This is a genomic window from Paenibacillus sp. USHLN196 (assembly GCF_037144955.1).
Lineage (GTDB): Bacteria > Bacillota > Bacilli > Paenibacillales > Paenibacillaceae > Paenibacillus > Paenibacillus xylanexedens_C.
The window spans coordinates 724,630-746,157 of record NZ_JBBCYH010000002.1; the positions used below are offsets into that span (position 1 = coordinate 724,630).

22 protein-coding genes are annotated in these 21,528 nt (G+C 47.5%); 9 read left to right on the forward strand and 13 right to left on the reverse strand.

Annotation, left to right across the window (positions count from 1 at the left end; genetic code table 11):
- Positions 1–270 precede the first annotated feature (270 nt).
- Positions 271–1,002, reverse strand: coding sequence for an MBL fold metallo-hydrolase (locus tag WFI24_RS06615; protein ID WP_336759588.1), 732 nt, complete (start codon positions 1,000–1,002; stop codon positions 271–273).
- A 56-nt stretch (positions 1,003–1,058) separates the two neighbouring features.
- Entirely contained in the window at positions 1,059–1,601 is a 543-nt protein-coding gene (locus WFI24_RS06620; RefSeq protein WP_336759589.1) for a hypothetical protein, read from the reverse strand.
- A gap of 105 nt (positions 1,602–1,706) precedes the next feature.
- On the opposite strand from WFI24_RS06620, the gene WFI24_RS06625 reads away from it, so the two are divergent.
- Complete coding sequence (locus tag WFI24_RS06625) at positions 1,707–2,570, forward strand: SDR family oxidoreductase (protein WP_336759590.1); 864 nt, start codon at positions 1,707–1,709, stop codon at positions 2,568–2,570.
- Positions 2,571–2,582: 12 nt separating this feature from the next.
- On the opposite strand, the gene thrS is transcribed toward WFI24_RS06625, so the two are convergent.
- From thrS to WFI24_RS06640, 3 genes are all read right to left on the reverse strand, one after another.
- On the reverse strand, positions 2,583–4,583 hold the full coding sequence (gene thrS, locus WFI24_RS06630) for a threonine--tRNA ligase (RefSeq protein WP_336759591.1): 2,001 nt from the start codon (positions 4,581–4,583) through the stop codon (positions 2,583–2,585).
- A gap of 473 nt (positions 4,584–5,056) precedes the next feature.
- Positions 5,057–6,817 carry a sensor histidine kinase gene (locus tag WFI24_RS06635; RefSeq protein ID WP_336759592.1) on the reverse strand — a complete coding sequence of 587 codons (1,761 nt, stop codon included), beginning with the start codon at positions 6,815–6,817 and terminating at the stop codon, positions 5,057–5,059.
- Positions 6,814–7,575: a response regulator transcription factor gene (locus WFI24_RS06640; protein WP_336759593.1), complete on the reverse strand. Its 762-nt coding sequence runs from the start codon at positions 7,573–7,575 to the stop codon at positions 6,814–6,816. The genes WFI24_RS06635 and WFI24_RS06640 overlap by 4 nt, the downstream gene beginning before the upstream one ends.
- Before the next feature lie 222 nt (positions 7,576–7,797).
- On the opposite strand from WFI24_RS06640, the gene WFI24_RS06645 reads away from it, so the two are divergent.
- Entirely contained in the window at positions 7,798–8,898 is a 1,101-nt protein-coding gene (locus WFI24_RS06645; RefSeq protein WP_336759594.1) for a M23 family metallopeptidase, read from the forward strand.
- A 97-nt stretch (positions 8,899–8,995) separates the two neighbouring features.
- Positions 8,996–9,499 carry a GNAT family N-acetyltransferase gene (locus WFI24_RS06650; protein WP_336759595.1) on the forward strand — a complete coding sequence of 168 codons (504 nt, stop codon included), beginning with the start codon at positions 8,996–8,998 and terminating at the stop codon, positions 9,497–9,499.
- 109 nt (positions 9,500–9,608) lie between these two features.
- Here WFI24_RS06650 and WFI24_RS06655 read toward each other — a convergent pair whose 3' ends face one another.
- The gene (locus WFI24_RS06655) at positions 9,609–10,130 is read right to left on the reverse strand and encodes a DinB family protein (RefSeq protein WP_336759596.1); all 522 of its coding nucleotides are present in this window, start codon (positions 10,128–10,130) and stop codon (positions 9,609–9,611) included.
- A gap of 285 nt (positions 10,131–10,415) precedes the next feature.
- Between WFI24_RS06655 and WFI24_RS06660 the strand changes: the two genes are divergently transcribed.
- The 6 genes from WFI24_RS06660 to WFI24_RS06685 all read left to right on the forward strand — a co-directional run bounded on the left by WFI24_RS06660 (position 10,416) and on the right by WFI24_RS06685 (position 15,850).
- Positions 10,416–10,835: a hypothetical protein gene (locus WFI24_RS06660; protein ID WP_336759597.1), complete on the forward strand. Its 420-nt coding sequence runs from the start codon at positions 10,416–10,418 to the stop codon at positions 10,833–10,835.
- Complete coding sequence (locus WFI24_RS06665) at positions 10,832–12,121, forward strand: ammonium transporter (protein ID WP_336759598.1); 1,290 nt, start codon at positions 10,832–10,834, stop codon at positions 12,119–12,121. The genes WFI24_RS06660 and WFI24_RS06665 overlap by 4 nt, the downstream gene beginning before the upstream one ends.
- Before the next feature lie 381 nt (positions 12,122–12,502).
- The gene (locus tag WFI24_RS06670) at positions 12,503–13,444 is read left to right on the forward strand and encodes a YwqG family protein (RefSeq protein WP_336759599.1); all 942 of its coding nucleotides are present in this window, start codon (positions 12,503–12,505) and stop codon (positions 13,442–13,444) included.
- Positions 13,445–13,619: 175 nt separating this feature from the next.
- Positions 13,620–14,087: a DinB family protein gene (locus WFI24_RS06675; RefSeq protein WP_336759600.1), complete on the forward strand. Its 468-nt coding sequence runs from the start codon at positions 13,620–13,622 to the stop codon at positions 14,085–14,087.
- Positions 14,088–14,232: 145 nt separating this feature from the next.
- Entirely contained in the window at positions 14,233–15,186 is a 954-nt protein-coding gene (locus tag WFI24_RS06680; RefSeq protein ID WP_336759601.1) for an aminoglycoside phosphotransferase family protein, read from the forward strand.
- 145 nt (positions 15,187–15,331) lie between these two features.
- Entirely contained in the window at positions 15,332–15,850 is a 519-nt protein-coding gene (locus WFI24_RS06685; RefSeq protein ID WP_336759602.1) for a DUF2569 domain-containing protein, read from the forward strand.
- A 131-nt stretch (positions 15,851–15,981) separates the two neighbouring features.
- Here the strand turns inward: WFI24_RS06685 and WFI24_RS06690 are convergent, their stop codons facing one another.
- The 7 genes from WFI24_RS06690 to WFI24_RS06720 form a co-directional block, all read right to left on the reverse strand.
- On the reverse strand, positions 15,982–16,437 hold the full coding sequence (locus tag WFI24_RS06690) for a threonine/serine exporter family protein (protein WP_336759603.1): 456 nt from the start codon (positions 16,435–16,437) through the stop codon (positions 15,982–15,984).
- Positions 16,438–16,455: 18 nt separating this feature from the next.
- Positions 16,456–17,217 (reverse strand): threonine/serine exporter family protein, encoded by a 762-nt coding sequence (locus tag WFI24_RS06695; protein ID WP_336759645.1) that lies wholly within the window; start codon positions 17,215–17,217, stop codon positions 16,456–16,458.
- Positions 17,218–17,454: 237 nt separating this feature from the next.
- Positions 17,455–17,760 (reverse strand): hypothetical protein, encoded by a 306-nt coding sequence (locus WFI24_RS06700; protein WP_047842070.1) that lies wholly within the window; start codon positions 17,758–17,760, stop codon positions 17,455–17,457.
- A gap of 64 nt (positions 17,761–17,824) precedes the next feature.
- Positions 17,825–18,868 (reverse strand): S66 family peptidase, encoded by a 1,044-nt coding sequence (locus tag WFI24_RS06705; protein WP_336759604.1) that lies wholly within the window; start codon positions 18,866–18,868, stop codon positions 17,825–17,827.
- Between the two features lie 111 nt (positions 18,869–18,979).
- On the reverse strand, positions 18,980–20,299 hold the full coding sequence (locus WFI24_RS06710) for a DUF4179 domain-containing protein (protein ID WP_336759605.1): 1,320 nt from the start codon (positions 20,297–20,299) through the stop codon (positions 18,980–18,982).
- Positions 20,296–20,811 carry a sigma-70 family RNA polymerase sigma factor gene (locus WFI24_RS06715; protein ID WP_336759606.1) on the reverse strand — a complete coding sequence of 172 codons (516 nt, stop codon included), beginning with the start codon at positions 20,809–20,811 and terminating at the stop codon, positions 20,296–20,298. Before WFI24_RS06715 ends, WFI24_RS06710 begins: the two co-directional genes overlap by 4 nt.
- Positions 20,812–20,999: 188 nt before the next feature.
- A complete protein-coding gene (locus WFI24_RS06720) occupies positions 21,000–21,521 on the reverse strand; it encodes an ankyrin repeat domain-containing protein (RefSeq protein ID WP_336759607.1) in 522 nt (173 codons plus the stop codon).
- Between the last annotated feature and the right edge of the window lie 7 nt (positions 21,522–21,528).

A 21,528-nucleotide genomic window follows, 5' to 3' on the forward strand; every position in this document is an offset into this window, starting at 1 on the left:
GTGCACATGCCGTGGTGCACTAGAAGATACTGCTTACACACCGTGCGCAATAGTAGATGCCTTGCACATGCCATATACAATAGGAATGTACATGGTAAATAATCAAAGGAGCTGTCCCGTCAAGTTCATGACATTTGGGACAGCTCCTTGATTTTAATGTAGATGTCATTCTAATCTTGAATGAGCTATATCGCACAATACCACACCAAGATAAGAAGCTTTAACAGGATCTGTTGTCGTTCCAAACACTCACAAGTCTGCGTTTTTTACTTACTCTGCGCTCTCTGCAAGAGTGGCAATTCGCTGAGCCGGGTCATTCATGTACTCTCCACCGTGATAACAGAGAACCTTATTGAGTTTGAGGTCTGTCAGTTTCTTCAGGCTTCGCAGCGCTTCAGGCATGTCCGGTGTCGCGGGTGGCGCAGGGCCAACCAGTTCATCATCAACCACACGAAGTTCATCGGCAGCAAGAAGGAACTGCTGCTCTCCGAAATACAGGCAGATATGACCTGGCGTATGTCCCGGTGTATGAATGACCTGTGTACCACCTTGAAGGGGCAACAAGTCTCCGTCTGCCAGAGTTCTACTAATGTTCACTTCAGGTAGCTGCAAGAGCAGTTGGTCTGCCAGTGCCAAAACGGGCGCGGGCAGCAGAGCACGACGTTCAGGCGTGAATTTGATCAAAGGTTTCTCACCGGTTAGATATGGAATCTCATCGGCATGTGCCCAGATTTCCAGATCAGGGATGGCATCCAGAAGAGCACCCAAGTTACCGATATGATCGATGTCCTGATGAGTAATAATCACACGTTTGACGTCCGAGAGCTGTACGCCCTCTTGTTCCAATGCGGATTGAAGTTCAGCGAATTGTCCAATCATGCCTGTATCCACCAGGGTAACGCCATCTACATCACGAAGCATGACGGGGAATATGGGACTGTTCCCAGAAGGCGTAGGAATCTGAAGATGTAGCACAGTAATCGAAGTTGTTGGATGGTTCATGGTTATTCGGACCGTAGTCCGGTACACCTCCTTATATTTTTTAGAAATGATTGTTGTTATTCAGGGCGATTATATTTCAAGTGTTTTCTATATTTTTTAACGGTATGGAGCAGCGCTTCGAACGTTTCTTCTTCATTACTGCCATCTTTAATGATGGTGACAAATGAGAAATTATCATGAACAAGTTTGTTCCTCGTCTGAAACACCAGGCTAAGGGCTTCAGCGAAGTGTTCCTTTTCGGATTCCAGAGCAATGAACTCTTTACTCAGTTCGGCCTGAATAATCTCCATGTTGGAGCGTGCACGGTAGGCAGGAGTTTTCATCAGCTGGGTCGAATTAAACTTTTTCTGATATACGTCTCTGTACAGTTGATGTAACATTTGTTCAGTAATGGCGCATAGTTCGATGACGAGTGAAGCATATCTTCGGTTTTTGCGTTTTCGGGTGAGCTCACATGTTTCTTCTTTGTCCAAAATACCGTATTTTTCATACAGCGTAGAGTCAACGTTCTGCAAGATTTCCTGATATTCCTGTTCGAGTAGTGCGATTTCAAGTTTGGCTTGTTTTTTAACTTTTTTAAAATCTTCTTTGGTCAGCATACTTGTCCTCCCATGGAAACCGAGATGTGATCCTATCATTATCTCATATTGTCCGTCGTCGCGCCTCTAATTTCGGAACCTCAGGTTCAGAAGGGAAGTACCCTCATGTCCAATCAGACAGCAATTGTAACAGGAGCTAACTCAGGTATGGGGTTGGCAACCACCATTGAACTTGCAAGGCAAGGATATCGCGTAATTATGGCATGCCGCAGTGAGAAGCGCGGACAGGAGGCTCTTCAGGAAGCTGTGCGTCAGTCCGGCTCTTCTGCGATTGAATTGATGTTGTGTGACCTCGGTTCACTCGAAAGCATACGCCAGTTTGCCCGAACATTCCGCGAGCGCCATGACAGCCTTGACGTTTTGGTTAATAATGCGGGGGTGGTGATGGTCAAGCGGAAGGAAACCTCAGACGGGTTCGAACAGAGTATCGGCATTAACCATCTGGGGCACTTCCTGTTGACCTTACTTTTGATTGAACCTCTGAAAGCTGCGAAGCAGGGGCGGATTGTGAACGTGTCGTCAGGTGCGTACAAAGCCGGTAAGATTCACTTCGAAGATCCACATCTGCACAAAGGTTATAATCCGATCAAAAGCTATGCTCAATCCAAACTGGCGAACGTGCTGTTCACTCGTGCACTGGCACGCAAACTGTCAGGTACGTCTGTCACAGTGAACTGTCTACACCCTGGTGCGGTGGGAACGAGTATTGGTGTAGATCGCAATACCGGATTTGGCACACGCATTATGGCGTTTGCAGGTAAGCTTCCATTCTTTCTGTCCCCTAAAGAAGGGGCGCGAACGGCTGTCTATCTGGCCACAAGCCCTGAAGTTGTCGGGATCACCGGGCGTTACTTCTATCAACAGAAAGAGCAGCAGCTGAAGGCACATGCCGTTGATGATGCTTCAGCTGAGCGCTTCTGGACATGGAGCGAAGAACAGGTTGGACTGAAGCCTGACGAGAAGTTGTGACGCGGATGTGGATCAGATTTTAGCTTTCACCGCCTGTTGGATCATTTCAATAACAGCTTCAATACGTTGGATGCCTTGATCTCCCTGACCGTATGCACGGACAGAGGCGGATGAGGCATTTTTTTCATTCTCTCCAAGTACGAGGGAATAAGGTACTTTTTCCATCTGGGCTTCACGGATTTTGTACCCGAGCTTCTCGCTGCGCAAATCTGTTTCTACTCGAATGCCCGCAGCTCGGAGCTGGCTCTGTACTTGGAGTGCGTAGTCTGCGTAATGATCTGATACAGGCAGCAGCTTCACTTGCACAGGTGCGAGCCAGAGTGGGAACGCTCCTGCATAGTGCTCAGTCAGGATGCCGATGAAACGATCGATGGAACCATAGATGGCACGATGGATCACGACAGGACGGTGTTTCAGGCTATCTTCGCCAATGTAAGTGAGGTCGAACTTCTCCGGCATTTGAAAATCAAGCTGGATTGTTCCGCACTGCCAGCTACGCTTCAGCGCATCAAGGATATGAAAGTCAATTTTTGGTCCATAAAAGGCACCGTCCCCTTCGTTAATGCGATACTGCACGCCCCGACGATCCAGAACATTTTGCAATGCGCGTTCCGCCTGATCCCACAGTTCCTCAGATCCCATGGAATCTTCCGGACGAGTGGACAATTCAATCTTATATTCGAAACCAAAGATATCGTACATACGTCCGATCAGTGAGATCGCCTGATTGATCTCGTCCTCGATCTGCTCTGGCATGACGTAGAGATGGGCATCATCCTGGCAGAATGTCCGCACACGCATCATGCCGTTCAGGGCACCTGAGAATTCATGACGGTGAACCTGACCGAATTCCATCATGCGAATCGGTAATTCGCGATAGGAATGGAGTGTATTTTTGAAGATCAGCATGTGCCCGGGGCAGTTCATCGGTTTCAGTGCAAAAGTGGCATCGTCCACTTCCGAAAAATACATGTTGTCCTTGTAATGCTCCCAGTGGCCGGATTGCTCCCACAACCGGTTGTTCATCATGAGAGGAGTCCGGACTTCCTGATATCCCTCTTGCAATTGCAGCTCACGGGAGAACTGCTCCAGTTCAGTGCGAACAGTCATGCCCTTGGGCAGATAGAAGGGCATGCCGGGAGCTTCTTCGGAGAACATGAACAGTTCAAGCTCTTTGCCGAGTTTACGGTGATCCCGTTTTTTCGCTTCTTCGAGCATGTGCAGATGTTCATCCAGCTGGGCTTTGTTCGGAAAAGCAGTGCCGTAGATGCGTTGCAGCATCTTATTATCCGAGTTCCCCCGCCAGTACGCACCAGCTACATTCAAGAGCTTGAACGCCTTGATCCGACCAGTGGATGGAAGATGGGGACCGCGGCACAGATCGAAGAACTCTCCTTGATCATAGATCGAAAGTTCGGCGTCCTCTGGCAAATCCTGAATGAGTTCAAGCTTGTAGAGGTCCTGGATTTCTCCGAAGATCCGAAGGGCTTCTTCCCGGTTAACGACCCGGCGACTGATCTTATGATTCTCCTGAATGATTTTGTTCATTTCCCGCTCAATGGCGGCCAGATCACTGATGGAAAGGGCGTGCTCCAGATCGACATCGTAATAGAATCCATCTTCAATGACGGGGCCGATGCCCAGTTTTACTTGTTCTGCACCGTAGATACGTTTGAGCGCCTGTGCCAGCACATGTGCTGCGCTGTGACGATAACGATACAGACCTTCCGCACTGTCCAAAGTAACGATGACAAGTTGGCAATCTTGCTTGAGCACCCAATCGAGATCGACATTTTGACCATCTACAATACCGCCGATAGCCTGTTTCCCAAGACTTGCGCTGATGGATGAGGCGACTGCCCCTACAGTGATGCCTGCTTCGTAAGAACGTACCGCGCCGCCTTGCAGACGGACCTCAATGGAATGACTGGATGGTTGCAGATCATTTGCTTGGCTGTTTATTTCGTTACTTGATTTGTTGCTTGCTGATTTACTGTTTTCTTGTTTGCTCATGTGAACCACTCTCCATTTCTTAAAATGAAAGCGCAAAAAACACCCGTCCCGGAAAAGGGACGAGTGCGCTTGGCTCGTGGTTCCACCCTAATTTTGGTTATGGTGCACCCTGCTCTCGGCCAGCCGCCGTGAACAGGAAACATCATAACCCTCATTGGAATCCGTTATCGGGGATCAGGCGGTGAACTCTACTGGCAGCATGCCAAACATCCGAGGGAAGTTCGAAATGCTGAGGTTCGAGGTCACGGCTGCAGAGGGGTAATTCCGGTCCGTTCGCTGAAGAAGGTTTCACCAATCCCCTCTCTCTCTGGGCAGCACGCAAACGAAATCATGTCTCTGGTCATCGCCAAATATGTTAGATCAACTCATTAAAGTTATCCTGAAATGTGTTGCATTCAATATCAATATATTGGAACAGGTGTTATTGAGTGTCGATTATATAGACTGAAAATGGAAAGGTCAAGTGGAACATTTTAATTGGTTTGGGACGGCTCATCCCATATTAAGCGAATGAGTGTTCCTTCACCAGGCGTGGACTGTACCTCAATACGACCTTTCATGGCTTCGATCAAACCTTTGGTTACCGCCATGCCCAGACCTGATCCAACATCCGATGTACCTGTATCTGTACCTCGATAGTATCGTTCAAATAACTTCCATACCGTCTCGGAGTCCATACCTCGTCCATTATCGGCGAAATGAATGCTGAATTGATCTGCTTGCTTACCTGAATGAACACTAACGACCAGGGTGGACTCCAGTGGATTATGAAGAAGGGCGTTGGCGGTCAGATTATCCACGATTCGTTCAAATGACGGAATATGCACAAGGCCATATACTGGCACTTCGGAAGCTTGGAAGATAATACGACCTTCCCCATATACCGGATTCCGTTCAGCGCGCTGAATCAGATCACGAAGCAACGTATTTACGTCAGTTTCTTCCACCACAGGTTGATATCCTCCACTGCGTAATCGATAGGTCATGGCAAGGTCGTTGACAAGCCTGTCCATATACATGGATTTATCGAGCATTATGCCTGCGAATTCCCTGACTTCTTCCTCGGTCCAGCTATATTTGTCCGCCTCAAGCATATGGGCGTATCCCTGAATGGAGGATAGGGGCGTCTTAAGATCATGTGTTATGCCAGCAATCCATTCCTCGCGTAGTGAATCGGTCTGTTTCCGAAGTTCTTCATCTTGTTTCAACGTGTGAGACAAGGCTTGCATGGAGCGGAGCACCTCAGCATACACGTGATATTTCCGTTTCCATTTTCCGTTACGACGCTGGCTGCGAGGTACTCCTAACGTTCCGATGGGTTCCTCGTAATGCCCTCGCTCCAGACGCTGTAACCATTGGAGCATATGCAGCATGGGCGAGCCGAAGCGGTTGGCATACCAGAAGGCGAGCAAGATGAGCAGAATGATGATGCTCACGATCAATATAACCAATGCCGGTTCCAGAATAAAACTGTAGGGGTTCTGATTCCCGGTGGCGGATGGGTCACCAGGAATGCTAATCAGCCAAGTGGTTTCATTCTGTTCGTCGTACCACGTTGCAACAGACAGGCCGAATCGACTCGGATAGCGAACTTGCAGAACGAGTTCCTGAACGGTGTATTCGGTCGGTACGTCCATGGCTGGTTTGTTGAAGGAGGAGATTTCACGTCCTGACGGGTCCAATACTTGAAGATAGGCATTGGCGGCACGAATGGCTTCCTGTTGCTCAGGTTGAAGAGCGAATTTTCCACTGGTGGGACCTCGATCCGAACGAATTTGATTTATTAGGACCCTTGCCGGGTTGCGCTCACCATATAACAAGGTAAAATCCTTTCCGTTCTTCTCCCGGATCAGCATGACAATCTGATAAGGGAATGGCTTTTGGCTTTCCCAGTATGCAATCAATTCTCCTGGCTTATAGTGAGTAGGAACATCGGCCGGGGTGTGATATGCATCAATGGCGTAACCTTGTTCATCCAGAACCTGGAGCCAGCCTTTATTTTTATCCACTTGTTTCAGCAATTCGGGGTCATATCGGATGGTATTATCCGGCATGATCTCTGCTGTATTAATTAATTGGTCCAGACCGTTGGTAGCAAAATCATCTACCAGATTCACTTCATTTACCTTTTGCACGACCCAGTAAGTGGCTACAGACCCAAACAGGATGATAAGAACGACTGCACCAGCAAGCATCCCGATAAACCGGGTCATTAACCTGCGACGAATACTCATGGGCGTGACACATGTTCCGGCTGAATCAGTTTGTATCCCAGACCCCGGACGTTAACAAGAAACACTGGATTGGAAGGATCGGCTTCAATGCGCTCCCGAATGCGGTGAATATGGACCATCACGGTATTGTCATCACTAATGGCTTCAGAGCCCCATACCCGCTCATATAGATCTGATTTGGTGAATATGCGATTGGGATGCTTGCAGAAAAAGAGCAGCAGTTGAAACACAAGTGCCGGACAGGATACGGATTCTCCTTCAACTCGAAGCTCACCAGCCCATTCTAATACCTGGAATCGTCCAAAGTCGTACACACCCTCCGGGATACTGGAAGATGACGTGTTTACGTTAGATGAGACGTGGTCCGAGATCTCTGCTGTTTTTGTAGGTAAATAACGCTTCAGTAATGATTTAATTCGAGCAACGACTTCGAGAGGATTAAAGGGTTTGGCAACATAATCGTCGCCACCGACGGCGAACCCGGTTAATTTGTCATAATCCGTTGTTTTGGCCGTCAGAAACAGGATAGGAGCATCGGTGACCTGCCGTAGGAAAGGACAGATTTCCAGTCCGCTTTTGCCAGGAAGCATGATGTCGAGCACGATGCAATGATACGTCTTGTTGTTGCAGGCTTCAAGGGCAGCTTCGCCTGTTGTAACGGTGTCAATATCGAGAAACTGCTCTTTGAGCAGCACGGTTTTGAGCATATGCAGAATAGCCTGTTCATCATCCACAAGCAGTAATGAGACGTGATCCATAGTTTACAAATGACCTCCTGATACTTCCTTTGTGTTTAATGTTAATCATACCATCCAAGAGGGCTATATAGCGTAAACGAGCTATCTTAACGGAATCTTAATTATGCAGCGTCAGAAGGCATGGCGAGTTTAACTACATGTAAGTTGGGGTTAGACGAAGGATAAGACTCATTCTGTACACTTAACTGGAAAGTATAACGATCAGTAGAAGGGATGTTGAGAATGAACAGGAAAGGTCATCTGAACTCAGAACAAAACACATATTCGAAATTACAGCATAGAAAGGACTGGAAGGTGCTTGCGATTACCCTTGGAGCTTGCGTGATATTGTCTGCTTGCGGCAATGGCAACTCGATTACTTCCGACCAGGCGGAGCAGCAGTCAGCCGAACAGACGTCCAATAATGAAGCAAGTGAGAACTCCAATCAGGAGCAGAACTCAAGTGCGGAGGGGAGCACGATAGTTACACCGGACAATTTCATAGATACGTTGATGAACGGTTCAAAGGATGCGATCTATAGTCAGTTTTCTCCCGAATTGAAGGAAACGTTAACGCTTGAGCAGTTTAAAACGACCGCCGATCCTTTTCTGGAGGGTGTTGAATCGTGGGAGCAAGTGGTAAACGCCGAAATGAATCAATTATCCGAAGTTGCCTGGAAGGATCAGACAGGAACGAAAGGGATTCGGGCCTATTTTTCCGACGAAAATCAGATCGAAGGTCTGCTGATTCAACCACTGCAAGCTCATGAAGACACGGATGCCAAAATCACCAAAACCGAATTTCAATTCCCGATGAAGGGGGAATGGTACGTATTTTGGGGAGGCAATGATGCCTTGTCGAACTATCATTATGAGCACGAAACGCAGCGGTATGCACTAGACATCGTCCGGACGAAAGATAAATCCAGTTATCAAGGTGATGCAACGTCAAATGAAAACTACTATGCTTTTGGTGAACCGCTCTATGCAGCTGCCGATGGTACTGTCGTTGACATCAAGAACGACATTCCGGACAACGTACCGGGGGTCATGAATCCGGAAGAACCAGCGGGTAACTATGTGGTGATCGACCATGGAAATGGGGAGTACAGCATCACAGGACATATTAAGGAAGGCAGTGTTGCGGTCCAAAAAGGAGATAAGCTCAAGCAGGGAGACCTCATCGGTGAGCTTGGTAATTCGGGAAACTCCAGCGAAGCTCATCTGCATTTCCAGGTATCGGACGGCCCGGATCTGTTCACATCTCGCTCAATCAACATTCGTTGGGCAGACCAGAGCCAGCAGTTAACGCGTGGGAACACAATTCAGGGACTGGCAGAGTAATTCTCTGTCAGAATGTTAGAGGTGACGAAAACTTCTCTTCTCCGTTATAATATCTTCTATAATTAGAGGTTCGATCTGGAATGATGGAGGAATAGCGATGAAGTTGGAAGATGTGCAGATTGAATATGCGCGCCTGAAGGACTTGCCAAGAATAGTGGAGATATATAACTCTACCATCGAGAGCCGTATGGTCACAGCGGATCTGGAGCCTGTGACGGTGGAGCAACGTGTTCCGTGGTTTGAGGAGCATTCGCCGGATCATCGTCCGCTCTGGGTGATGAAGCACGCGGGACAAGTTGTAGCTTGGGCGAGTCTCAGCTCGTTCTATGGACGCCCTGCGTATAATGGAACGGTGGAAGTTAGTGTATACGTGGATCAACAATGCCGAGGAATTGGGGCGGGTGGACGTTTGCTCAATACCGTATTTGCGGCATGTCCAGCGCTGGGCATTACGACGATTCTCGGATTTGTCTTTGGACATAACGAACCGAGTCTGGGGTTATTGCGCAAGCATGGTTTTGAGCAGTGGGGATATTATCCCGAAGTGGCTGTGCTGGATGGTGTGAATAGAGATCTGGCGATTTTGGGCAAAAAAATATAAGTGCTCTGCTTATTTGTGATATGAGCATGGGGATGTCTGAATGTATCAACACTATATTGGAACGTTGAAACCTCCAACCTAAATTTTAGGATTGGAGGTTTTTTGTTGTTCAAATATATTGCTCCGGTATGTGAAGACGTTTATACGCCAAACTGATGCTTAATGCTCTGAATCTGTCCCAAGTGCGCTCCTCATGATAACTTGCGAAGTCAATCCATTGTGTAAGATCCATCTCACCGAATACGGGATGAGGAAAGGACTTGCTGCGCAGAAGGTCAGGGTCATGATCCGATGCAAAGTTGTTTAGCGCTTGGTGGGATTCGTCCAGATCACTCCGTACATCTGCGAGTGCTTCAGGCGCTGCTGGCGGCTGAAGATGGGGTGGTGCTTCGACGGAGCGGCTACGGTCCAGTGTTAATTCATACGGCTTTTTGTCCACAGACACGGTCTGTTCCTTCTCGAGTGCAAGGCGGGCTTGCTGCCCGATTACATGTTCCATCAGATTCAGATGACGCAGTACTTGCATGATACTCCATTGTTCAGGTGAAGGTTTCCGGTTCAATTGGTCTTCTTCAAGTCCCGAGACACTTTCCCAGATTTGGTTACGTATATCGTCATTACGAGTAAACATCGTGCAAACCTCTCCTTATGTGGGTTCTATGATGATGGTAGTCTGTCTATGTCCATTACCCAAAATGTGGATGCTTATTCTATAAGCATGGACAATTGAATGACTGAATACGAATAACTATAGCAATTAACCTTGTTAGGTGCAGTTTGGTTGAAATAAAATAAGCCGTTCTCCACGAACGATCATGTTCAAACGGTAACATCTCCAAAAAAAGATTGACGGACAGACCCCGGCAAACTATAATCGGTAACAAGTAACTTGATATGTAAGGAGTCCTGACATGATATGTTAGTAATCGACGAGGTGTATCACCATACAGCATTGCAAATATCATCGTCCGATTTATTGTACCTTATCGAACGGCTGAAGGTCAAAAAAGAAAATGAGATCGAAACGCTCAAGCAGAAGATCGAACAGTTCGAACAAAAGCGTCGAGCGGAAGAAGTCGCTTATCAATCGTTATCAACCGTACGCAAGTGGTTTGCGGGACGCCCTGCATCCCACCATCAGGCAGTGGAATATATGGTTCAGGTGAAGGAACGTTTTCGCAAGATGGAACAGATTCGCAGACGCATACGTGAATTGAATCAGATCGCAGAACGAATTAAGCATCCGGACAGCATTGAGCGGGACGAGATCGAGCTTGCGCCCGATACAATCCGTGAGCTCAGACAGCTTAGTGAAACGGAGGATGTACAAGCATGACTTTGGAGACGTTAAGCACCGGGATTGATACGGTCTGGGTCGTACTGAGTGCAGCCATGATTTTATTGATGGAGGGTGGATTCGCCCTGCTTGAGGCTGGCTTTGTACGTTATAAAAATAGTGTGAACATTATTATGAAGGTTTTTGCTGACATTACGATTGGAACGTTATTGTTCTATGCTATCGGTTTTGGACTGATGTATGGTTCGGACGTTGGCGGTTTTGCGGGAGTAACGGGATTTTTCCTGAATGGGGATTTGTCTCACCTGGACGTACCGGTATCGCTGGAGACATTCTGGTTGTTCCAGGCTGCCTTTACCATTGCCGTAATTTCCATCGTCTCAGGAGCAGTGGCAGAGCGCATCAACTTCCGTGCCTATCTTCTGTATATCATATTGATGACGGCGATCATCTATCCGATTGGTGGACACTGGGCATGGGGCGGTGGCTGGCTTAGTCAGCTGGGGATGCAGGACTTCGCCGGTTCTGCTGTCATCCATGCACTCGGGGGATTCTCGGCACTGGCTGCTGCGATTATCATTGGTCCGCGTAAAGGGAAGTACACGCCGCTTGGCGTAAGTGCTATTGCACTTCCGAGCAATCTGCCACTGGCATCTGTAGGTGCATTTCTACTATGGTTTGGCTGGTTTGGCTTTAATGCCGGCAGTACGCTGAGCGCAACGGATGTAAGAATTGGTCACATTGCTATTGTTACGATGTTATCCGCGGCTTCAGGTGGTGCGGTTACGCTGTTGTATACGCTATTCCGCTTCAATCGTTCGGATGCACCATCGGTCATTAACGGTTCGCTTGCAGGGCTGGTCGGCATTACAGCAGGCTGTGCATTTGTTGGCGATGTAGCTGCCATATTCATTGGGGCGGTATCCGGTTTATTAATGATGGCTGCCACCAACTGGCTGGACCGTCGGCAGATTGATGATCCGGTCGGTGCGTTCCCGGTGCATGCTGCATCTGGTATGTGGGGAACGATTGCTGTAGGTCTATTCGCCACGGATGGTGGATTATTCATGGGCGGCGGCTGGAGGTTGCTGGGAGTTCAGGCACTTGGCCTTACAGCCCTGGTCATCTGGGGATTCGCCATGACCTGGATCGGTTTGAAGCTGATTGGCAAAATTGTACCTGTTCGTTCGACTGAGGAAGAGGAAGATCTGGGTCTGGATATCAGCTATCATGGTGTGATGGCAGCCCATCAGGCTCATGAATTCCTGGATGGTGAGGAGCATATGCTTGCTTACCAGGAAAAGTCCTCTGATCCAATTCGTTGAAATGGAATAAAGGATAAGGAAGTAGACTGACAAGGAATGTCAGTCTCTTTTTTCTATATAAATGGAACGACACATCTACACGAGAATGTAGAGGACAGAAAGAACCTGAAGAAGCGGAGTTAAAAGCTTTCTGCAAGAATGCTACTTCGGAAGCATACACTTCGCCTTTATCCCCGGATTTTTACCTTTGCAAAGGTGAATCTAAAAAATTCTGGGGATCACAGCGATCGGAAGGTTGTTTTGTCATCGGAGTGGTAAGTGTAAAATATTCTTAAGTTCAATTTATGTAGAAGCAGGGAAAGACGTCAGGACGGAAGAATATACAGGGGTGAACCTGAATATGTCTCAGCATAGGTGTATTGCCTGAAGGGGAGGATCTATATGATTAAGCCAGAACAATGTGAACGTCTGACCAGAAAAGCTCGTAAAACACTTGAGGAATATGGTTTGGGAGTCGCTGCCGATCTGTTGTTATCTTCAAGCCGCTGGGGTATTCGCCTCGATGTATCCACATTGGACGAATATCGCAGAACAGGGAATTCACGTGTAGGTGGACATCCGGATTTACCAAGTCGCATGGAGTGGCCGGTAACACAAGAAGGAGTTCCAATGACTTTCCTGGCCCAGTTGAACCTGGTGGATTTATCACCATACACGCCGAATGATGGACGCGGGACTTTGCCTGAACGGGGCATGTTATACTTTTTCGTTGGTAAGGATGAATCTGCTTGTCCCATTGAGCATCGTGTGATCTTTGAGCCGAGTTCTCATAACCTGATAAGGCGAGAGCCAGAAGGTAATACCGCGCTGGATGGAGCTCCTTTTGTTGCACATTCGGTGACTGTGCTGCCTAATCTTGAGTTTCCTACATATGCTTATATAGACGCCAACGCGCTGAACGAGCTCTCGCCTTCGCAGCCTGAGACCGATGAGACCGAGGCGGAAATAGATCTGTATGACCGATACCTTGAATTCGAGTCGAACTGGAATCATCCAAGTACACTGAATTGGGGTGGGATGTTTGGATACCCTGATGGGCAGCATCCGGATGCCGAGCACCGGGCCTTGTTACAGATCGTGCTGGGAGAAGAGTATGGTTATAACGAGCAGGAATGTGAGAAGAAGCTCACCTCGCATTACGGCGGTGATGAGGATCGGACATGGCAGGAACTATCCGATACGTTGCTGCTGTTGAAGATAGATACACATGACGCCATCGGTTTCCAATGGTGGGATTGCGGGGAATTGCAATTTTTCATTCGCAAGTCTGACCTGGAGGCTGGACGATTCAAGCAAACGTATTGTTCGTTATACTCCAGTTGAGCGAAGATTTGAAATCAAATAAGCAACAAAATGTCCTGAATCCCGTCTGTAAGAAGGAGGAAGGACTTTTTTGTTCGTAGATTGTTAGATTTGGTATGTAGCTTGTTTATATATTAGGGAGGGATATTTTGGTTGATAACCGATCATGTGTTCTGTATAATGGGATAAAAAGGAAGTGTACTTGTTGATTCAATCTGCGTTCAAACATATTGATGTGGCAGTAACATCATTAATTGATATATGTGATCAGCTGTCAGAAGAAGATTTGGCTTTGACTCCAATTGAGGGCAAACGGCCTGTTGGGGAACTGCTATCCCATCTGTCTGTGATCTGTAGAGCGGATGTTTATATTTCGGAAGGTGCATCGGAAGAAGAGATGGCTCTATTCTATGCAGAAAATCAGGTTCATTCACTCAGTCAGATCAAGCAGGCTCTGATTGATAACCAGATGTATCTGTACCAACGCTACAGGCAGTTTAATACCGAAGAATTGCTGCATGTGACGGATTCATACTGGGGGGCTTCCTATAGTCGGCTGGAGTGGTTGCTTGAGATTATGGGCCATGTGTATCATCACAGGGGACAATTGTATACGATGTTAAGCCTGACAGGCAAAGAACCCAAATCCGTGCTTTTTAAATAGGAAGATTTTATTCACTACGGGACATATGGTAATGATAGGTATGGATAGAATACATATAAGAGTGTTACAGGATATACTGAGCACTAAAGTGAGAATAGAACGACGAAACTACACGCTACACGTGACACAACGGAGGATTCGGGACGTGGAACAACACGATACATGGAATGCATCGATGGACAATACGTTGATTGACAGGTTAAAACAGATTCCTGAACTTGGTCAGGCCACGCGGATTGAACCTGTTATGAAGGGGTATTCAGCAGATGTTAAATTCAAAATGTTTGTCCCTGGCCAAGGGCATGTGCTGGTGAGGGTGTATGATGTTGCTGAGGAATGGATGAAGCAAAGGGAATATCGATGTTTGCAGAGCATGCAACAATTAGGCGTACTGTGTCCAGCAACGTTGGGCACTGGTAGATTGGATGAGAAGCACGGTTATATGATTCTTAGCTACATTGAAGGCGAAGATGCTTCTGAGAGACTGCCTCAGTTGAATGAACAGCAGCAGTGGGTGGTTGGCTTGGAAGCAGGAGCGCAGTTAAAGCTGATTCACCAGTTGCCGATGGAGGAACAGATCGAATCATGGTACATACGCAAGAGCACGAAGCATCAACGTTATGTTGAGCGGTATAAACAGTGCCCAATCGTGATGAACAAGGATCATGCTATTCTAACGTTTATTGAAGACCATCTCGGTTGGATGAAAAATCGTCCAGATGGATTTCAGCATGATGACTTTCACCCGAGCAATCTGATCGTGAATCAGGATAAGCTCGCAGGAGTGATTGATTTTAATCGCTATGATCAAGGTGATTCCATTCATGAATTTTTGAAGTTGGGTTTGTTTGCTTCAGAGATCAGTATTCCGTATTCCATGGGTCAGATTCAGGGCTATTTCGATGGCAATGAACCGGATGAGTTATTCTGGAGATTGTATTCACTGTATACGGCTATGGCGCTGGTGTCTTCTGTGGTGTGGATTCAGCAGGTCAAGCCGGAACAGACACATGAGATGATGACCAAGATCGAACGTGTACGTGAAGATCATGATGATTTTCGCAGTTTCATCCCTCGGTGGTATACTTTGAACAGGTAAGGAATTGGGGAAGGAAATGCATAGCCAGCAGATTATGCTAAGGTATACCCGGATCAGAATTTATTTGAGGCCAGGCAACGAAGTGGAACTTAGGCACAAGCGGTTATTACTGGAGAAGTTTAACATTCGGTATGAGGAGGATGAAATGAACAATAGACGACACATGAGACACATGAATTCGGATGGAGAGCTGCCTGGCATCTCCGGATTAGGCGGCTGGCTCATTTTAATCCAGATCAGTCTTTGGCTTGCGCTGGTGTTTCTCATCTCGGATGTATCGCAGGTGAATGTCATCATGGACCCTGCCAGGTGGGAAGTAGGCCGTGGTGTCGATCCTCAGATTTACACGGAGATGATCCGTCCACTCCTGTGGTTTGGTTTCATAAGCAGTACCATTCTATTGATGATCGTTATCGTGAATCTCATTCTTTTATATAAACGGAAGAGACAGTTTCCACGCATGATGATGGTGATGTATCTGATGAATGTTATCATAAGCATCGTGACGTGGATTCTGATTGCGCGAAATGAAATCCCAAGAGAACAGCATGCGCTTGATGCAACTCCGGCTTTTCAGTTGATCGTACGATCACTTCTGACATGTTGTATCTTTATCCCGTATTTCCTAAAGTCGGTACGTGTGAAGAATACGTTTGTGAAGTAAATAGACTGCTTTGATTGTCTCACTGAACTATAGTGCTCTATAGGATAGTGATACGTAAGGCCCGTTAGTATACAAGAGCTCATCCTGTATACTAACGGGCCTTACGTGTGCTGAATATGTGAAAAGAACGATTATTTCGATGGTTTTTCCCGAATTGAGGCGGGAATTCGGCGTATCATCTGGTTTAATACCTCGGATAACACCAGGCCTACGGCAATGGCGCCGGATAACATGAGTGCTTTGGCGGCCATCTCCATGGCTGCACTGTAGTCATTTTGCACAAAACTTCGCATCGCATTATACGCCAGTCCACCAGGAACCAGAGGAATGATGCCTGCGACGCTGAAGATGATGACAGGGGCACGAAACATGCGAGAGAATAACTGGCTGATGACCCCTACGGCTATAGTCGCTGCAAGTGTAGCAGGAACCGCATCTGCTGCATATTCGAGCACGACATAGATAATCCAGCCGATCATGCCGACAAATCCACCGTGGAGCAGCATGCGCCGTGGTGCGTTGAAGATGATCCCGAAGGCGGCTGAAGCGACAAAGCTGGTCAAGGCTTGTTCAATAAAATGGAGCATATCCTGCATTCCTCCGTCTTACATAAAAAGTGAAAATACAACCGCAATACCGGTACCTATGGCAAAGGCAGTCAGAAAGGCCTCGGCTCCCTTGGATAATCCGGACACCAGATGCCCGGCCATCAGATCGCGTACTGCATTGGTAATTAACAATCCCGGTACGAGTGGCATAACCGAACCAATAATGATTTTGTCCCGTTCATGTCCTGCTCCCATGTAGACCAGGAAAAAAGCGAGCAAGCCAATAACGAAGGACGCCGTAAGCTCGGCAAAGAATTTGACCCGTACCAACCGGTGAAAGGCAATAACGGCTGCATAACCTATGCCACCGCAGATTAACGCCGGAAGAAAGTCGCTCCAACCCCCACCGAACATAATAGTAAAACAACCACTGGATAACGCAGCAGCTCCAAGCTGCACAACTGTTGAATAGGAGGAGGGCTTGCCTTCAATCTGTACCAACAGGTCATGGGCTTCCTGAACGGATAGTTCCCCTTGTCCGATGCGTCGGGAGACCGCGTTCACTTCGGACACCTTGTCCAGATCTGTCGTACGCTCAGAGATGCGAATCAGCTTGGCGGGTTCAGTTGCATCGACAGAGAAGAAGATACCTGTTGGCACAACATAACTGTGCGAATGGGGTAAACCTAGCGCTGCGGCCATACGTTTCATCGTATCTTCCACACGGTAGGTCTCACCACCGCTTTGCAGCATGATTTTGCCTGCGAGCAGACAGATTGCAATCACGCGGGATTGTTCAGTAGGGGTGTTGCCAATCATACCCGTCTCGGTCTGCGATACAGGTGATGAATCATGACGTATGTATTCCAACCGGATCAAGCTCCGTTTCATATGAGATAAGGCGTGGTGCCGACACTATTGTATCATATTTCACACGCTCGCAAGGAATCATACCGCACTATCACCAAACGATTAAAAAAGCTTCGTTCCTAAGACCTGAAGGTCACAGGAGCGAAGCTTCTTGAAGCGGGTTCGGATATCATGGCATGTTACCAGCTACATCAACAGTGTAATAACCAACAATTCATACAGCACAAGCGGCAAAATCGTCGGTCCAAACAAGGCACGTGGCTCAGGGTATCCATGCATCGGGGTAACCTGGAGATACAGAATTCCCCGGTCTGCACTTATAATGACGCCTTCCCATACCTGCCCATCGATATTCTGCACTTGTACCTTCTTGCCTACATGCTGCCGGGCTGTATGATGAAGCATATTCCGAACACTTTGCACGGATTGAAGCATCGGTTGATTGGCTTGATACACGACACGCGTGGACGGCGTGGATGTGGATTCAGACATGATGCACAACCCTTCCTCAAAATAAGTTCTTACTTCAAGGTATGCATCTGCCTACAAAAGGTGATTACACGAACGCCATCTCAAGGCTCCCGCGTCCATTTTCATAAGCCACTTTGCCCAGTGCTCCATTCACAAAGGTTAACTGAGGCGGAAGATGACCAAGATCCACATCGTACAGTACAGGGACATCCAGATCCCCAAGCGCAGAGGATAGGGCATCGGTGAAATTGAAATCCGCTGTATCAGAATAACCGGCAGGTCGGCCGAACATGAAACCTTTCACACCTGCAAACCAGCCAGCCTGTTTCATCTGCCACAGATGACGGTAGATATCCCCCGCGTTCATCTCACAGCTCTCCAGATACCAGATGGTACCTTCGACTGCACAGTATTGCTCCAGATAGGATGAAACAGGTGCATACGGCGTGCCAATCAGACTGGAGATCGTATCCATGCAGCCGCCGATCAGCCGACCGGAGAACGATACCGAGGTGTCTATATCCTCCGGTTGCCCGAGCTGTTTCCAGCGCGAAGGTGTATCCAAATTGAATCCAGGTAGATCCGGTTTCCATTCAGATTGGTAATGTGTGGAAGATGATTGTGTGATCTGTCCGCCGTATTTGGTCTGTAACACATCAATCCAGCGCGCAGTCACGGGATCGAGGGCGTTTGATCTTAGATCCACATAATTGGTGCCATGTGCTGATGCTGTTCCAGTGAGCAGGGTATAGGCGAACAGGAAGGTGCTGATATCCGAATATCCCATGACCCATTTGGGCGGCAATGTTTTCAAAGCTTCCCAATCCAGCAGGGGGAGGATATCCATGAGGAACTCCCCACCCCAAGGAGGAATGATGGCCTGAATACTAGGGTCACGGAAAAAAGCATTCAACTCTTCGGCGCGATCCTCTTTGGAGGCACTCACACATTTGGTGTTGTGACGGAGCGAAGGGCTTTCTTGTACGACAAAGCCCAGGCGCTCCATGTTTCGTTTACTCTCTTCAAGATAATGGTGCAGGGATTCGCCTACACCGCTGGATGGTGCTGCCACACCGACAATACCCCCTTGCGAGAGTGGCTGTGGATAACGGATAGAACGATTATTCATTGTGGAAACACCCTTTCCTGTGAACATATCGATTTAATGTAGTTGTTTAATATTTTCATTATAGTGCATGACTACGTCGTGTGGCTTGCAATTATGGCTGTTACATTTTCTTTAGGGAGTCACAGGAATTTCAATAGAGAACGGTGCATGAATTTGATCAGGGTAAGAGAATATTTCCATTGTCAGATTTCCTTTGGCTGCGGCTCCATTTTTAATGACAACTCTTGCTTCAAAGACGGAAGGGCTCCAGCTTACTTCATTAATGTCGAAAGGGTTTCCTTTACTGTCCTCAATATTGGTAAATGATAGCCCTGAAGTAGCATTTTGAGCATCTGCAATTGAAAACTCGAGGATCAGATTTTTGCCCTGGACCGTGCTTTGCAGCAATTTCAAACTCGATGGGCCGCCTTGTATTTCACCTGAAGAGGGATCGATGCTGATAACCAGTTCATCCTTATCCACTGTTGAAAGGCCAGACCCTTGGAGCGTCAGTTTTTTCGGAGTGGAAAAGTACATGCTTTCGAAAAAGACAGAACTTCCAGAGCCTGAGATAGAAGATGAATCTGTTCGCCATGCTCGGCCTTGCTCATCTACCAAGTGCAGATCACGAATGCCGAAGATTTTTTTGGTGTTGTTCCGATCATATTCGATATCAAGTACAAGGCGAGTGGGATGCAGAACGGCCTGTTTTACATAAATACGCTGCCCGTCCACGGTCATAGTTTGGTTTACAGGAATGTTTTTTTTCATGCCTTTTGTTAAGCTGTGATCCACGGGGAAGGTAACCTTCCACTTATTATTCGGCTCCTTACCTCGTTTCTTAAATACAACGGTCAGCTCTTGTGGCGGTAAAGATTCTGTGAATGAGACATCGATTTTGTCCTCGTAAACGCCACTTTCTGAATCCGGATTAGGAGAGGAATAGCTAAACGCAACAGGCAGTTGTTTTCCATCTCTATCAAGCAAATCGATATCATATCTACCCTTCTCCAGATCTTTCATGCCTTTCATCGTGTAAAAAATGACCATACGTGACTCGTCTGTGATAATGCCTTCAACGGTCACGGAAGCACCATCATGCTCATCGGTGACACCGACCTTCTGTAAGAGAGACTGATCGATTGCCATCATCAATCCTTTGTCCTGACGAATCATGCTTACAACCCCCTCCATACCAGGCAATTGCTCCACGAAGGATGCAAAGGCGGGAGAGACGCGGATACATCCGGTAAATAGCAGGATGAGGGCAGCTGCCGAGATGGAACTCATATACCAGCGCAGCCGGGACTTGCGCTTGCGGGTCGCCTGACGAATTCCAGCTTGCACAGCCTGAGATGTCGCAGCATCCGGTATAGGCATTGTTTCGTATTCCGTCTTGCGACCATTCAGCCGTTCTTCCAATGCATCGAATGATTTTTGTTCATCCGTCATGAGGATGCATCTCCTTTCGTTTCAAGTTGATCACGGAGTTGTCCGAGTGCCCGATGTAATCGGGATTTTACGGTTCCGGTCGGGATGTCGAGAATATCGGCAACTTCAGTTAAAGAAAAACCTTCGAAATAACTCAGAATAATAATCTGTTTGCAATCCCGGTCAAGGGTGGATACGGCGGCAGCAAGATCGGGGTCTGCAGGACGATCCCAACTGCTGGATTCTTTAATCTTGGTGACGGGACTGAACCGACTCTTTCGCTTGCGTTCGTCCGCACAGTAGTTGAGCAGAATGCGGATGAGCCAAGTGCCGAAGTAGGAGGGCTCTTTTAATTTTTTGAGTTTACGGAATGCCCTGAAGGTTGATTCCTGAATCGCTTCGAGCGCATCACCTTCATTGTGCAAATAGGCATAGGCGATACGGTACAGCCGGCTCTGATGCAATTCCATTAAGGCTGCAAAAGCCTCGACATCCCCTTTTTGTGCGGCGATGGTGAGCTGGGTAGGGGTCACATGGCTCCTCCTTTCATGGATATGTTGAGTATTAGACCGTGTAAAGCGTCAAACGGTTCTTATATTCTGAAAAAAAGATATATTGCGATGTAAACGAACAACAAATAACCGTCAGACCTTCTTTTTGTACTCCAAAAAGAGTTCTGGCGGTTATTCATCTATTGCCCATGCTTATCTGATCATTATTGCTACTGAGCTGAAACGGCTGATCGCAGGCAGGAAGCTGTAGACGTGTTACCACGTTTTAGTGCAATGTCCAGTGCGGTTTGGCCCGCTGAGTTTAGCACGTTTGGATCAGCTCCATTCTGAAGTAACATCTCGATAAGTTCGATGTGATCCGTATGAAATGCTGCCGAGTGCAGTGCATATTGTCCATCACTGTCCAAAATACTTGTGGACGCCCCATGTTCGAGTAAAAGTTGGATAACTTCTGGTGAACGTTCTCCGGCAAGTGCGGCATGCAGTGCAGTATTGGACGGGATAAAGGAAATCTTGGAATGAGAAAGGGCGTTAACATCGGCTCCATGCTCAAGAAGAACACGTACTGCTCCTGCTTGTCCAAAATGAGAGGCATATCCCAACGGAGTCAACCCATCCTGATTTTCAGAATTAGCGAGTTCCGGGTGAGTATCAAGCAGTGACTTCAGTTTCTCAACGTGGCCTTCCTGTGCAGCCTGGAATAGATGATTCATCTGTTCTGCGTGATTCATAGCGAAT